Origin of the sequence: Exobacillus caeni, assembly GCF_005747095.1 — a bacterium.
Taxonomy (GTDB): domain Bacteria; phylum Bacillota; class Bacilli; order Bacillales; family Guptibacillaceae; genus Exobacillus; species Exobacillus caeni.
The window spans coordinates 16,614-30,860 of record NZ_SWLG01000012.1 but is presented as its reverse complement, the minus strand read 5'-3'; the positions used below and the strand labels follow the sequence as shown (position 1 = coordinate 30,860).

Sequence of the window (14,247 nt, the reverse complement as noted above, 5' to 3'; positions counted from 1 at the left end):
TGCCCCCGTTACTTAAGATGGAAAATATTCCATGGGTTCCGTGCAATGGACATAACCATTTTTCTGATAATAATGGATGGATTCTTCACTGGGCCATACAATAACAAATTCATAATTGTTTTCCCTGATCCACTTGTTTATTGTACTTAATAATTTACTGCCAACGCCTGCATTTCGGTACTCTGGAATGGTGTACACGTTGGTCATATATGCAAATGGTTGAGTTATTCTACCAGGGCGCGGCACTTTTTGTATTAATTCTACGTAGATATGTGAAGCAATTTCCTCCTTATCCTCGGCAACCCAAATATACCACTGGCTACTACTTAGCGCATTTTCAAGAAATGTTTGACATTCCTTTTCAAAATCTTCATAGGACTCGTCTTTTTTGCTCTCATCAAATTCAATGGTATTATCCCACCTCATTTTGATTAATTGTTTTATGTCTTTTGCTTCAGCAAGTCTGATATTCACTTGATTTCCTCCCATATAAAATCTATTTATTGTCAAACGAACCTGCCCTGTTACTTCAATAAGAAAGGTACGGTCTCCTTCTCGGAGAAACGCACCCTTTAACAGAAGAAAGATTTATAACTTCTCTATCATTTCCTTAATAACATTAATAACTATTTTAGGTTCATCAATATGGATAGCGTGTCCAGCTTCTTTGATGATAAGATGATTGCCTTTTGAGGATAGACGGGCAAGTTCAGTCTGAAAATTCATCCATAGAGCCATAGATTGTGTAGTATGATGTGACTGTGTCCCACCAGTGATCACGAGAAGCGGAATGCTTCCAAGCGTTACTCCTCTTACTTGCTCCAAACTTTCTTCAAATTCATTTAGCGTAGCCTCCACTGCAAATTGACCTAAATACTCTTTTCGAACTTTCTCAGTAAAAAACGGAACCATCTTCTTATTTTGATCTTCATGAACGGAGTCTAAAAGAATTATCCCTGCAACTTCTTCTGGATATTTACTAGCATATAATCTGACATTTACACCCCCGAAGGAATGTCCTACGAGTAGATATGGTGGTTTTATTTCTGCCTTTTTGAGAAGAATCCTAAGGTTCTTGATAATTTGTATACTATGTTTCGGTTTATTACTTTTCTCGCTTTTGCCAATACCGTCCCTATCGTACAAAAACATATTGCCAAACTTCGAGACATCCTCCCTAATTGAATTCCAGTTATTCAAATCCCAACCATAACCAGATTCAAACACTATCGTTATATCATCAGTAGAACTTGTTATATATTCATAATATAGCTCAATTCCCTCTACATTCACCCTTTGTCCAATAACACTTTTAGCCATAATTCCCCCCTGAAGAATCGTCTATAATTGTTATTCCTCATCTTTATTCGACAATCCTGCTCTTTACTTCAACAAAAAAGGAGCTGCTACAACAACTCCTTAACTTCAACTCTTGTACCCTCTAGTTTAATCATTTATTTTCACTTTATGGCTATGATGTAATAAAAGCGTCACTTCGTAAGTTGGCTCGCTTGTTTGTTTCCAAAGATAAAAAACACCCCAGGATATTGTTGTATCAACATCCTGGAGTGCTTTGTCATTTTATAATTTAAAGATACCAGTGCTCAGTCCTCAACCGCTTCCATGTCCAGATTGTCCACACACAATAGGATGAACATCAGATCTATAACCAACGATGGTAACTCAGTCAGAAGTGTGATGCATTTCATCCGGATTAGGAATTATAGGTCATATAATCCGCTATTCGTATAAAAACACAACTTTTAGAAAAAATGAGGTCATTTGTTCCGCTATTTGCTCAAAATCGAATAAAAATAGGCGTTTTGGCGGTGAATAACGGAACAGATGACCTATAATTTTTTAAAAATGCCCATTTGTCACAAATAACGGATCTGATGACCTCTAATAATGATGGAATCAGGAAGCTGACACACCAGTCAGCTCCCTTATGCTTTACGCCGCGAAAGGCTAACCGTCCGACCTGCGGAAAGCGGCATCCCGGAGCGAAACCAACCGCTTCCGCCTCCAATAGCACCAGTGTTTACGAAAGCTGCCTATCAACATACTTTGACTCAAACTTTTCAAGCAATGTACGAACTTCATCCGTATTCTCTGTTTCCATCAATTGATTTCTTAATTCACTTGCCCCGCGAAACCCGCGAACATATATCTTAAAGAAGCGACGGAGTGGTTTGAATGGACGGGATTCAAATTCCTCTGTATATTGATCAAAGAGGTCAAGATGCAATCTTAAGAGATCGAGCAATTCCTTGTCGCTATGCTCTTTCTTCTCCTTTTCGAATGCAAATGGATTTGTAAAGATACCTCGTCCGATCATAACCCCATCCACACCGGTTTGACGAACGAGTTCAAGGCCGGTTTGACGGTCAGGAATATCCCCATTGATCGTCAACAGGGTATCTGGTGCCACCTCATCACGAAGTTTCTTGATCTCCGGAATCAGTTCCCAGTGCGCATCCACTTTACTCATTTCCTTTCTTGTCCGCAGATGGATAGAAAGGTTAACGATGTCTTGTTCCAACAAGTGTTTGAGCCAGCCGTGCCATTCATCTACATCTGTGTAGCCAAGTCTTGTCTTCACGCTTACTGGCAACCCGCCTGCTTTTGCAGCTTGTATCAGCTCGGCTGCAAGTTCCGGACGGCGGATAAGACCTGAGCCCTTCCCATTCCCTGCCACATTCGCAACAGGACAGCCCATATTGATATCAATACCGCGGAAACCTTCTTTTGCCATTCCGATACTCATCTCGCGGAAATATTCTGGCTTATCTCCCCATATATGAGCCACGATCGGTTGTTCATCTTCTGTATAAGTCAAACGCCCGCGCACACTCTGGCGCCCATCCGGATGACAATAACTTTCCGAGTTCGTAAACTCTGTGAAAAACACATCAGGCCTGGCTGCTTCGCTCACGACATGGCGAAAAACAACATCCGTCACATCTTCCATTGGTGCCAATATAAAAAACGGCCGTGGTAATTCACGCCAAAAATTATCTTTCATTTCAAATTCAATCCTCTCATTATCAGGGCAACAGGACAAACCTCGGTATGCCCCAAAAATAAAAAGCAAAGATGTCTTTACTTCCTTTACACTTATACCATGTTCAAGCACTTTTTTTCAAATCTTATATACTCATGTTCTACTCCCTTATTTCACCAATCACATTTGTAGATTATTACTATCAAATCGTTTATCCTAAATGAGTGATTTTAAGTTTAATGAACATGAGAGGGAAACCCGATGAAACAGGATTATAACCAAAGGACGATCGTTGCATTGTTGCTTGCAGGATCGTTTATTGCAATTTTGAATCAAACCTTAATGATCACAGCGATTCCACCAATTATGGAAGAAATGGGGATCACGGCAAACACTGGCCAGTGGCTAACAACTGTATTTATGCTCGTAAACGGGGTAATGATCCCTGTCAGCGCCTTTTTATTAGAACGATTTACAACAAGGCAGTTGTTTATGACAGCGATGAGTGTATTCGCTGTTGGGACACTTGTGGCAGGGGTCGCTCCTAATTTTCCTATGTTATTGGTCGGGAGGATTATCCAATCTGCTGGTGCGGGTGTGATGCTGCCGCTGATGCAGACGGTATTTTTACTAATCTTCCCTGTAAATAAACGCGGGTCAGCCATGGGGCTGATCGGACTTGTAATCTCGTTTGCTCCGGCGATCGGTCCAGCCTTATCCGGTTGGGTGACAGAGAATTATTCCTGGAGAGTGTTATTCTTTATAATTCTACCAATTGCTATTATCGATATTATTATTGCGCATTTTGCCTTAAAAAATGTTACGGAATTAAGGAAGCCTAAATTGGATATCCCGTCGGTGTTCTTATCTTCGATCGGCTTCGGTGGATTGTTGTACGGTTTCACTTCAGCGGGAAACAACGGCTGGTTGGATAGCATGACTATCGTGACATTAGCAGTAGGGTTTGTAACCCTCCTGGTCTTTATACTAAGACAATTAAAGCTAAAACACCCGATGCTGGAATTCAGAGTGTTCACCTATTCCATTTTCCCGCTTGCGGTTATCATTGGCATGATTACGTTCATGGGCTTAATCGGAGTGGAAACTCTAATTCCGCTTTATATGCAAAACATGCGCGACTTCACTGCTTTTGAAGCTGGGATCGCACTTTTACCGGGTGCATTGATCACTGGATTCATGTCACCGATCACAGGTCGTATTTTTGATAAATTCGGCGCGAAAAAGCTGGTGATGGTTGGCCTAACGATCATAATGTTGTCTACGTTTGCGTTTATAAGAATCGATACATCCACGTCGCTAGCTTTTATGATGATTATGTATAGCATCCGGATGTTCGGCTTATCGATGGTGATGATGCCAATTGCTACGGCGGGGCTCAACCAGTTGCCAAAACGGCTTATTCCACACGGAGCAGCTATGGATAATACAATGAGGTCAATCGCAGCTTCTGTTGGAACCGCGATTCTCGTTACGGTGATGACAACAACCGAAGATGCGGCGACAGGGACAGACATCGCAAATCCAGATATCTTTGGTGCAAAAATCGCATTTATAGTTGTTGGATTACTATCACTGATCGGCCTGATCATATCCATCTTTATTAAAAATAGCCGACCTTCAGAGGAAGAGTTGGAAAGGCTTGATCAGGAAAAGTTGGATCAGGTTTAGGGTAATCACATTAATGCCCATACACTATGACGCTGTTCCATCTAAAGAAAAAGGGGACTGACTCAAAAATGTCAGCCCCTTTTTCGCTTCCACTTTTTTAATAGTTATTTTTCAGATGATGTACAAACGCTTCTGCACTTTCACGAACTTCCTCATTCGTAAAGTAACGAACTCCCTGCTTCATAAAAGTGGGTAAGAACCGCATTCCGGTCAAGTTAGCTGTTGCCTGAAAGGGTTTGGTTAACTCACTCATGCTGAAAAGATTGGACCCGCCAGCTTGATATGCAGTTTCAGGTCCTCCAGTTGAAATGGCTAACATAAACTCCTTCCCCCGCAATTTCGTTCCTTCTGATCCAAATGCCCATCCGTAAGTTAGAACAACATCCTGCCACTCCTTTAATAAAGAAGGACTGCTGTACCAGTAGAATGGGAATTGAAAAACAATGCGATCATGTTCAAGAAGTAATTGTTGTTCATAAGCGACATCAATATTGCCGTCCGGATATTTGGCATATAAATCATGCACAATAATATCGGTTTCCTGGATCACTCGTTCCTTCCAGGTCTTGTTGATGACGGAAGCAGTTAAATTGGGATGAGCAACAATAACTAATGTTTTTTTCATCACTAAGCTCCTTTCACATTTGTATATGCAAATGATGCTGTAAAATTTTTTTACTTTTCTTCAAAACTAACTTCTACATCTTTTCGGTTTTCATACATGTGATAGAAGGATTCAGCAATGTTCTCCGATGAGAAGTATGTACCTTCTTTCACAAAACCTTTGATCGTTAATGTACCAACATAAATCCCCTTTGGACTAAGCTCTTGATGCAAGCTATATGCTAAATTGCGAAGACCTGCTTTACCAATCGCTAATGAAGAATAATCAGCATATGGGTAAAGTGCTAATCCACCGCCTGTTAACAAAATTGTTCCATTTTCCATATAAGGAACCACTTCTTTTATGCTAGTAAGAGCTCCAATTACACTGACTTTAAAATCTTCTACTAATTGATCTTCGCTTAATATTGTTGGCTTGCCAGGTTTTCCTGAAGCAGCATTGTATAAAAGGACATCAATTTTCCCATAAGTTTTGATTACCGTTTCAATGGCTGTTTTCAAGGATTCTACTGAAGAGACATCCCCTGGAAATCCCTTTGCTTCGATCCCATCATTTTCAAGTTCGTTTTCATATTTCTGTAATGATTCCATACTGCGGGAAATCAAGGCAACTTTAAAACCTTCTTTTCCGAATTTCCTTGCTGTTTTTAAGCTAATACCAGGACCAGCACCAACAATTAGTAATATCTTATCTGACATAATTAATCCTCCTAATATATTTGTATATGCAAATGAAGGGGTAAAAAAATTACAAGTCTCTTTCTAACATATTGCTAGCTTCGTGAAGCGTTTTACTCAGGTCTTTACTGAATTCCTTTCCAAGGACTTTGGAATAACTGGAAAACAATTCTTTTAAAGAAATCCGGAATTGCTGGTAAACTTCTTCTCCATCATCCGTTAAAGTTATCCGAGTCTGTTTCCCATCCATTTTTTTAGTGACGAGTTTTAATTTTTCAAGTTTATCAATAAATCTTGTACTTGTGGAAGGTGCAATAGACAATTTGTGGCATAACTCCTTCTGTGTGATTCCAGGATGGAACTTTACAATCATTATCATGTAAAGATAGGAAGGAGCAACATCACCAAAGTCAAATGTTTTTTCAGCTAATTTTGTAATGTTACGAGCGAACCGACTTGCTGTAAAGTAAAGACAATGAATTAATACCTGTTCTTCTTCATTCATGTAATCATCCCTTTTCTTCATTTGCATATACAAATTAACATGATTAATTTAGATAGTCAACACTTTAGAAGAGCTACAAGGCAGATCGTCTTCAAAAGTTTCTAATAAAAAATTTTATCGGCTAACACCATTATTTACACTCCATAACCTTCGAACATTCACTAATTCCTGTCCATTGAATTCCATTCTATAAATATCAGGTTTGGATGTGCTATATAAAAAATCCAGGTCATACTTCCTATCGAAATATCCCATCATCAACGTCATAATAGCCCCGTGAGTTCCTATCACTATTTTTTTATCTCTAAAAACATCTAATAGTTCTTTAAAAACTTTTATTGCCCTTTTTTGGCACTCAGCATTTGATTCTCCACCCTCTAAAGCAAAATTTGATTCCAAAAATGACTTCTCCAATAGTGGAACCAATTCCTTATCAGCTACTCGATTGCCTTCAGGAGAAAATATCCTTTCTTTTAAATCTTCATATACATAAACTTCTTTCCCTATTTGTTTCGCTAACTTTTTGACAGTTGAAATTGAACGTATGTATGGGCTTGAAACAACTGCATCAATTTCCTCATTTATCAATATGTCTGTTACTCGTTCAGCATCTAAATGGCCTTTTTCGGTTAATCCTCTTGTTCTTTCATTTCCTTCCTTTGGCGACTCACCGTGTCTCACCATATAAACAACCGTACTCATAATTTATTTTCCTCCCATAAAGTTTTCTCATCTTTCTTTTTCAATTCTTCGTCTATACTTTTACAATGTTTCTTTATTCTTTATTCTTTATTAATTAATTATTAAAAGAAAAGAACTGTTGCGGAAACTCACACAATAATTTAGGTACATCTATTCATAACCTTTTACTTGCTTTAAAAAAGAAGAACCCAGAAAGTAAGGTTCTTCTAAACTCCCTCTATTATAAGGCTTGAATTTTTGTCACTTCTTCTTCAATAGCACTCATGATATCAAACGCCCCATCAGACTTATTAGAACAAACAACAACATTTATCGATAAGTCAGGATAGTGAGCAGAATGAAAGCTGACTCCTGGATCATAACCCATTACATGATATTTCAGGATATTGTTTTCTGTGTTTTTCTTTATCCAAACACCATAACCATAAAAGCTACTCTCACTGACTTGTGAATGAATGGATAAAAGCTTATTTGTGTACGTTTCATTTAAAAGCTGATAATTCATAAGTGCTCTCCACAGCTTAGCCATATCATAAGCAGTTACAAAAGCACCACCATCTGAACCGCCTTTTACAGGTAATGAATAGATGTTTGTTTTCCAGGTTCCGTCAGGATTATCGATATAGCCTGATGCTGTATTTGGCGGTAGCATATCAAATGAAAAATACCCGGAGTCCGTCATATTAGCCTTATTGAAGATATGGGCCTGGACATAGTCAGAGAATTCAAGTCCACTTGTTTGTTCAACGATTAACCCTAATAAAATGTAACCAGCATTGTTGTAGTGAAACGTTTCGCCTACCTGGTTTTTCATAGGTTCATTTTGAAACAATGGCAAGAAATCTTCTAACTTTCTTATATGATACATAGGATTTGCAACCCATAGTTCCTCAAAGTCATCCATTACATCCTCATCAAAGTAATCCGGGATTCCCGCAGTATGTGCCAGTAGATGATGGACAGTCACTTTATCATCGAAATGTTTAAATTCAATATCAAGACAATCAGCCAATTTCGAATCAAAAGAAATTTTCCCCTTTTCAACGAGCTGGCAAACAGCAATTGCAGTAAACAGTTTGCATCCAGATGCTATCCCAAAGCGAGTCCCCAGGTTATTTTCCAGCTGATCAGACCGATTTGCATAACCAAAGCTTTTTTCGACTATCACTTTATCATTTTCTTCAACGAATACTGAGCCTGAAAAATTAACCTTATTTTGAATATCCGAAATCTTCTCTTGCAACTTTTTGTTCATAGCTATTCCTCCGAAAATTATTTATTATTCAGTTACTGGTTTTGTTTAAGAAATAGGAATTTGCTAGAACAAATTGATTTGTCTGGCATTATTCCTATATATTATTGTTCAATTATCATCATCAGTAAAACCCCCGTTTCAACTCAATCTTTTTGACTATAACAAACTTTCTAAATTTTTACAAATACCCTCCCATTTAACAATCCCTCCACTTTCTTCCATGACAATGAGATGATCTGCAACCCGTTTGTGAAAGAACACCTTAGAAAACAAAACGAGTTACATAACTCTTAACGTCTTCTAACTTTAACACTATAGGGAAGAAGGAAAGTCGCTGCCATTACTTGAAAGTATATTATTAGAGAAATGCTTAGTGAGAGGGTGTCTCAGATTTTACGTTTCGACCTATATCGTCCAACCATCATGCCCAGTCCATATACAAAATATAAAGAATATCAACCTGCTACGTTTTTGCGCCCATACATTTGTTGCTATTGGAGCGCAGCCCCTTTTGAAAGACAAGTTGCAGAATATACATATGAAATCATTCCAGACGGATGTACAGATATTGTTTTTGAGTACGACAAAACAAACCAGACCAGTACGATTAAGTATTATGGGATTTTTGAGGATTATTTTAAAACAACTGAACGATTCAACCCGGGAAAAATGACGTTTGGTATTCGCTTTTATCCTGGAAGTTCTGGCTATTTTGTCCGAGAAAGAGCAAAAGACACAGCACGAAAAACTGTTGATTTAAATCAGTTAAACTCCTCCGTTATGAAAAAGCTTCATGAAAAATTCCAACGAGCTAAAGGGATAAGCGATTTGATAGATTCCTGCGATGAACTTTTATCCCAGTCCTTAAAGGGGACAAACTTTTCACATCAAGATTTTCTTCTTAATAGTATCCTTCACCAAATTGTATCTAGACGTGGTACTGTTACGGTTGGAGAACTCAGCAACTTAGAAATCATAGGTCAAAGAAGGATGAACCGCCTGTTTGAAGAGCGTATTGGTTTAAGTCCGAAAAAGTTCAGTCAAGTTATTCGCTTTCAAACTGTATTGACTGATTGGCTGTATAAATCACCTGAATGTATTGTCATGGAAGATTATTACGATCAATCACATCTGATTAAAGATTTTAAGAAACGGATAGGCAAAAAACCTTCTTCCATAAAAATGTCCGATTTTTACAATACAAGCCTTCAACCCTTCGATAGTATTGAACGTGTCCAGTGTTAAATAAGGAGGAATTAAAATGCAAACACATACAGGCGTAACTTTCCAGGTTCGGGTGGCAGATTATGATCAGGGAAAAAAATGGTATGAACAACTGTTTAACCGGAGGCCTGACTTCATTCCACATGCGGATTTTGCTGAGTGGGAGATTGTAAAAGGAGCATGGTTACAGGTAGCAAAAGGAGAGCCTACTAAAGGCAATGGTCCATTGCGGGTTGGTGTCAAGGATATCCATTCCGAACGTGAACGATTGATGAATGTGTTAGATATTGAGATTGAGGAAGTCAACACTCGAGAAGACGTACCTGCAGCCTGGTGTACCTTCAACGATCCTGATGGCAATCGTGTCGGCTTGTTTCAGGAGTTAGAATAAGAATAAGCATCTATGATGACATAAAAAATGAGGAACTTCCTACTTACGGAAGTTCCTTTGATATTAGCACAGGTATTTAAATCAGAGCATTAAGCATTACAAGTGATAGGACCCCATCCTATGTATCAAGCAGGTTGGCAACTATAAAGTATCGCAGCCATTACTTTAAAAACTATCTTTTCAGCCTTTTTTGTAAAAAGTATTGATTAAATCCTTTTGGATGATCCTCAAGAATACCAAAAACCTCATACCCATTTTTCTTGTAGAATTCAGGGGCCTGGAAACTGAACGTATCCAGATAGATTAATCTACACTCTTTTTCTATTGCGAATTCCTCCATTTTTTTTAATAGTTCACTACCATACCCTTCCCCTCTAGCATTCTGATCGACCCATAAAAAATCAATATGTAAGTGGTGCCAGAACATATTCCCTGTGATTCCACCAACAATTTTTCTTTCATCATCTTTTATAACGAAACTAATGTTTTCATTTGGCGTTTTAAGTTCATCAGGGAGTTGTTCCATATTATATTCAATCAACTTTTTTCTAATAAAATCGCTCTCGCTTTGTTTCCATTGCCGAATTATTTCCATGCCTCTTCATCCCCTTTGTTATTAATGGATGGTAAGTATACCATTTTAACCAGACTATTTTAATATCCTTTTAACTAAAACAGCCATTCACTTCCATAAGAAAGGGGATGCGGAAACGTTTTTTTGCTATTCTTGTTGATTACTGTATCTGCTGTATTTCTTCTGTATGAAAGTCAACTGTATATTTCTTTTTAACCTTTTCATTACCATTTACGGTTTCATACACTCTTATAAAATATTTTGTTCCCTCTTCTTTATAAAAATCTATTGTACAATTCTGTTTTTCTTCATCATTAAGCTGGTTATAGACAAGAGCTTCAGCATCATCCTTAGATAAAATCCCTTTTTCTTCGGCAATTTGATCACTAAGCGTATCACCGCTTCCTGTCTTTCCTTTATGATCGAATGATTCATTAGAACAACTGATCAAACTAGTAGTTAAAATAACTATAACTAATAAAACAGTGAAACATCTTTTCAAGAGATCACCTCATAAAAGCTTTACTTTACACTTTAACCGAGAAGCCCTCTCCATTTTGTGCTAACTTACTGCATCATTAGCCTTTCCAATAAACAGAAGGCGCTCATAGAATGTATCAACCCTAGCAACAAACCAATGAGATTTATCTCCTGGTCAACGACTACCTTTTTGGTGGTCGTTTTCTTTTGGATGTCCGCACATTTTCTTCCCTGGCCTCAGCTCTCGTCCAATCTTTATTGTTGAAAATTTCATAACCTATAACAAACACATGAAAGGAGATGAGTTTATGGGCTACGGTGGCGGTTACGGCGGTGGTTTTGGCTACGGCGGTGGTTTCGCTTTGATTGTTGTGCTGTTTATTCTTTTGATTATTATTGGAGCTTCTTACGTTTACTAATCACATGCCGGGGGGAACCTCGGCTTCTTTTATACTTACACACCAGGTCGTTTTGCAGCAGGATTTCTAATTATCAAAATTTAATAATATCGATCAGCTCAAACAGTAGTCATCATAGTTAACTTTTTTGTGATGAATGCAATATGTACATATTTATAACGGCGGAAGGATATGCATATGGATTAAGGATGGTCTACCTTTCCCAATCATAAAAAGATTTAAGAACTTTTCTACTTGCTAAAGCTTTGCTATTGATTGTTCAACTTTACTCCAATAAACCCAACTCTCTGTATTCGACTGATGTTATGGAACCGGTTTGGGGAAGATTATTTTCTTTTTGATACTTCTTAACAGCTTGTTTTGTTCCATTTCCAAAAACACCATCAGCGTTACCATGATAGTATCCGGCCGCTTTTAATCGTTGTTGAACCAGTTGAACGAGATTGCCTTTCGATCCCACTGATAAGCTTTTTAGTTCACCTTTTCCTTCGCCTAGAATAGGACCTGCTATTTCAACTTTTGTTCCAACGGGAACCATTTCATATAACTGTTCAACATCTTTATTACGCATTCTAACACATCCACTACTCACGTTCCGCCCGATTAATTCCGGCCTATTAGTACCGTGAATGCCGAATTTCCCCCAGGGAACGTTTAAACCGAGCCAACGGGTTCCAAAACCACCTCCCCAGGATTTTGATTTATCAGTGACTTCAAAGATTCCGATCGGTGTAGGAGAATTTTCATTCCCAGGGGCAATGTTAAATTTTCGGATTACCTTTTCTTTCTTGATTACAAATAATTGATTTGTCCATAAATCAACGTATATTCTAAAATTCCCTTTTTCATTACCAAGCACCTGATATGGTGATATTAATAAAAAACATATTAATACAGTGGCAAGAATAACCGTTCTTCGTTTCATTATATTTCCCCCAAAATCGCTATGTATCATTCCAGAGCAGTACCTATAACACCTCTATAATTAGACTTTCTTTTTCAGCTTAAATTTATTAGTAAGTTGAAGGGTTTACAAATTTTTCTAAAAGCATGGGTTCAATAACAATATTCTCTAAAACATTTTCCAGATTATTTATTATAGAAGAACGCATTTAAAACACTTATAATATAAGAAGACACCTCTGAAGAACTTATCATTCAAAAATTTGATAGGAGGTAAATGAAATGCAGGGATTAAAGAAAATCACTGTAGAAACAATGGTTGGAGCGCCTATCGAAAAGGTGTGGAAGTATTGGACAGAGCCAGATTATATAACAAAATGGAATAATGCTTCAGATGACTGGCACACCCCGTTTGCTGAGAATGATTTAAGAACAGGCGGGAAATTCTTAACAAGAATGGAAGCCAAAGATGGCAGTGCTGGTTTCGATTTTAGCGGAATCTATGATGAAGTAAAAACACATGAGGTTATTGCTTATAGTATGAGTGATGGAAGAAAAGTTAAAATCACTTTTAAAGATTTAGGCAACCAAACCGGGGTCACTGAAACTTTTGATGCCGAAACTACCCATTCGATTGAGCAACAGGAACAGGGATGGCAGGCGATTTTAAATAATTTTAAAAATTACGTTGAGAAAACAACCAACAATTAAAAACTAATTCATGAAATTATGCAAGTGGCGTTTCTGTGGATAGGGATAATCAATTGAAAAAGCGCTCCTGAGATCTTGCAGAAACGCCCCTGTATGTTTGAGAAGTGAGCCTTAATTACGTTTTTTTGAAAAGGGCTAATTTTCAATTACAATTTCTCCTTCACCGTTTGGTATTTCAAAACCATCAAGGTAAGAAGTTAAAACTTCTTCTGAAATAGGGAACGCATTTGCATCAAAGCGTTTGTTACGTATCTTGAGGCGTTCACGCAAATCGTCTGGATGAACTTTTAAATAAATAAGCTTCCATTTACCACCAGTATCCTCAATAAGTTTTTTATACTGATTCCTTCTTACACGATCCCAAAAACTGAAGTCGATTACTACATGTTGTTTATCGTGAATCAATTTTATTAAACGATTCCGTAATTTTCTTTCAGCATCCTTCTTGTATTCTTCCATTTTTTCAATCGGGAAGTCAATTCCATAACGGCCGTTAGTTGCCCATATTTCTTCATCAATAGAAAGACGTACAAAGCCTTCTTTTTCTAATTGTTGTGAGAATGTTGTTTTCCCAGAACCAGCCACCCCACACATCATCACTACTAAAGGAGTCAGTTCATTTTGTTCACGATAAATTAAGTCAAAATTAAAATTGCTAAACATCTATATAACCCCCCCTCCTTTTAACCTCTTCATTTCAGTTTTCAATTTTTGGCTGTTAGATATGCCTCTTTATGTAAACGTTGATACTGGTTAATTAAAAGATCTAATTCCTGGCTATATTTAACTGTTTTTTCATTTGTTAACCCATACTGGCTTGCAACTGCTATGACCTTCTGTCTATTTTTCTCTATCTGTTTCAGCAACTCTTGTTCAGACACTGCTTTCCCCCTCAATCGTTACAATATTAACCCTCCATTTTTTTCCACGAAAAAATTATACCATAAATTAGGTGATGCACCCGGGTAAGATTTAATTTCATACGCCAATAATCCTGGCAACTTGCTCGTCAACACTTTAAGTAGATGCAATATTACCTCTCCTTTTGTGTATCCATGAACGTATCAGGCTTGTTTCGCCAAACGTTT

The 14,247-nt window shown here is 37.8% G+C and carries 18 protein-coding genes; 5 read left to right on the top strand and 13 right to left on the bottom strand.

The window, feature by feature from the left end; genetic code table 11:
* Nucleotides 1–12: 12 nt before the first annotated feature.
* The 3 genes from FCL54_RS16220 to FCL54_RS16210 all read right to left on the bottom strand — a co-directional run bounded on the left by FCL54_RS16220 (nucleotide 13) and on the right by FCL54_RS16210 (nucleotide 3,025).
* Nucleotides 13–474 carry a GNAT family N-acetyltransferase gene (locus tag FCL54_RS16220; protein ID WP_138127784.1) on the bottom strand — a complete coding sequence of 154 codons (462 nt, stop codon included), beginning with the start codon at nucleotides 472–474 and terminating at the stop codon, nucleotides 13–15.
* Nucleotides 475–588: 114 nt separating this feature from the next.
* Nucleotides 589–1,320 carry an alpha/beta fold hydrolase gene (locus FCL54_RS16215; RefSeq protein WP_138127783.1) on the bottom strand — a complete coding sequence of 244 codons (732 nt, stop codon included), beginning with the start codon at nucleotides 1,318–1,320 and terminating at the stop codon, nucleotides 589–591.
* Nucleotides 1,321–2,041: 721 nt separating this feature from the next.
* Nucleotides 2,042–3,025: a tRNA dihydrouridine synthase gene (locus FCL54_RS16210; RefSeq protein ID WP_171016881.1), complete on the bottom strand. Its 984-nt coding sequence runs from the start codon at nucleotides 3,023–3,025 to the stop codon at nucleotides 2,042–2,044.
* Nucleotides 3,026–3,265: 240 nt separating this feature from the next.
* Between FCL54_RS16210 and FCL54_RS16205 the strand changes: the two genes are divergently transcribed.
* Complete coding sequence (locus FCL54_RS16205; RefSeq protein WP_138127782.1) at nucleotides 3,266–4,693, top strand: DHA2 family efflux MFS transporter permease subunit; 1,428 nt, start codon at nucleotides 3,266–3,268, stop codon at nucleotides 4,691–4,693.
* A gap of 97 nt (nucleotides 4,694–4,790) precedes the next feature.
* On the opposite strand, the gene FCL54_RS16200 is transcribed toward FCL54_RS16205, so the two are convergent.
* From FCL54_RS16200 to FCL54_RS16180, 5 genes are all read right to left on the bottom strand, one after another.
* Complete coding sequence (locus tag FCL54_RS16200; RefSeq protein WP_138127781.1) at nucleotides 4,791–5,318, bottom strand: NAD(P)H-dependent oxidoreductase; 528 nt, start codon at nucleotides 5,316–5,318, stop codon at nucleotides 4,791–4,793.
* Nucleotides 5,319–5,368: 50 nt separating this feature from the next.
* On the bottom strand, nucleotides 5,369–6,016 hold the full coding sequence (locus tag FCL54_RS16195) for an SDR family oxidoreductase (protein WP_138127780.1): 648 nt from the start codon (nucleotides 6,014–6,016) through the stop codon (nucleotides 5,369–5,371).
* 49 nt (nucleotides 6,017–6,065) lie between these two features.
* A complete protein-coding gene (locus FCL54_RS16190) occupies nucleotides 6,066–6,500 on the bottom strand; it encodes a MarR family winged helix-turn-helix transcriptional regulator (protein ID WP_138127779.1) in 435 nt (144 codons plus the stop codon).
* 114 nt (nucleotides 6,501–6,614) lie between these two features.
* Nucleotides 6,615–7,202: a histidine phosphatase family protein gene (locus FCL54_RS16185; protein ID WP_138127778.1), complete on the bottom strand. Its 588-nt coding sequence runs from the start codon at nucleotides 7,200–7,202 to the stop codon at nucleotides 6,615–6,617.
* Nucleotides 7,203–7,422: 220 nt separating this feature from the next.
* Nucleotides 7,423–8,457: a serine hydrolase domain-containing protein gene (locus FCL54_RS16180; protein ID WP_138127777.1), complete on the bottom strand. Its 1,035-nt coding sequence runs from the start codon at nucleotides 8,455–8,457 to the stop codon at nucleotides 7,423–7,425.
* A 381-nt stretch (nucleotides 8,458–8,838) separates the two neighbouring features.
* Between FCL54_RS16180 and FCL54_RS16175 the strand changes: the two genes are divergently transcribed.
* Together FCL54_RS16175 and FCL54_RS16170 are read left to right on the top strand one after the other, a co-directional pair.
* Nucleotides 8,839–9,702, top strand: coding sequence for an AraC family transcriptional regulator (locus FCL54_RS16175; protein WP_138127776.1), 864 nt, complete (start codon nucleotides 8,839–8,841; stop codon nucleotides 9,700–9,702).
* A 16-nt stretch (nucleotides 9,703–9,718) separates the two neighbouring features.
* Entirely contained in the window at nucleotides 9,719–10,072 is a 354-nt protein-coding gene (locus FCL54_RS16170; protein ID WP_138127775.1) for a VOC family protein, read from the top strand.
* Nucleotides 10,073–10,244: 172 nt separating this feature from the next.
* Here FCL54_RS16170 and FCL54_RS16165 read toward each other — a convergent pair whose 3' ends face one another.
* Both FCL54_RS16165 and FCL54_RS16160 read right to left on the bottom strand, forming a co-directional pair.
* Nucleotides 10,245–10,667 carry a GNAT family N-acetyltransferase gene (locus tag FCL54_RS16165; RefSeq protein ID WP_138127774.1) on the bottom strand — a complete coding sequence of 141 codons (423 nt, stop codon included), beginning with the start codon at nucleotides 10,665–10,667 and terminating at the stop codon, nucleotides 10,245–10,247.
* Nucleotides 10,668–10,806: 139 nt separating this feature from the next.
* The gene (locus tag FCL54_RS16160; RefSeq protein ID WP_138127773.1) at nucleotides 10,807–11,148 is read right to left on the bottom strand and encodes a hypothetical protein; all 342 of its coding nucleotides are present in this window, start codon (nucleotides 11,146–11,148) and stop codon (nucleotides 10,807–10,809) included.
* 286 nt (nucleotides 11,149–11,434) lie between these two features.
* On the opposite strand from FCL54_RS16160, the gene FCL54_RS16155 reads away from it, so the two are divergent.
* Nucleotides 11,435–11,545, top strand: coding sequence for a YjcZ family sporulation protein (locus tag FCL54_RS16155; protein ID WP_138127772.1), 111 nt, complete (start codon nucleotides 11,435–11,437; stop codon nucleotides 11,543–11,545).
* Between the two features lie 265 nt (nucleotides 11,546–11,810).
* Here the strand turns inward: FCL54_RS16155 and FCL54_RS16150 are convergent, their stop codons facing one another.
* Nucleotides 11,811–12,470 carry a L,D-transpeptidase family protein gene (locus tag FCL54_RS16150; protein ID WP_138127771.1) on the bottom strand — a complete coding sequence of 220 codons (660 nt, stop codon included), beginning with the start codon at nucleotides 12,468–12,470 and terminating at the stop codon, nucleotides 11,811–11,813.
* Nucleotides 12,471–12,730: 260 nt separating this feature from the next.
* On the opposite strand from FCL54_RS16150, the gene FCL54_RS16145 reads away from it, so the two are divergent.
* Nucleotides 12,731–13,159 (top strand): SRPBCC family protein, encoded by a 429-nt coding sequence (locus FCL54_RS16145; protein WP_138127770.1) that lies wholly within the window; start codon nucleotides 12,731–12,733, stop codon nucleotides 13,157–13,159.
* A 135-nt stretch (nucleotides 13,160–13,294) separates the two neighbouring features.
* On the opposite strand, the gene FCL54_RS16140 is transcribed toward FCL54_RS16145, so the two are convergent.
* The gene (locus FCL54_RS16140; RefSeq protein ID WP_138127769.1) at nucleotides 13,295–13,822 is read right to left on the bottom strand and encodes a P-loop nucleotide/nucleoside kinase family protein; all 528 of its coding nucleotides are present in this window, start codon (nucleotides 13,820–13,822) and stop codon (nucleotides 13,295–13,297) included.
* A 41-nt stretch (nucleotides 13,823–13,863) separates the two neighbouring features.
* Nucleotides 13,864–14,040, bottom strand: a complete 177-nt coding sequence (locus FCL54_RS16135) for an aspartyl-phosphate phosphatase Spo0E family protein (protein WP_138127768.1) — start codon at nucleotides 14,038–14,040, stop codon at nucleotides 13,864–13,866.
* Nucleotides 14,041–14,247: the final 207 nt, after the last annotated feature.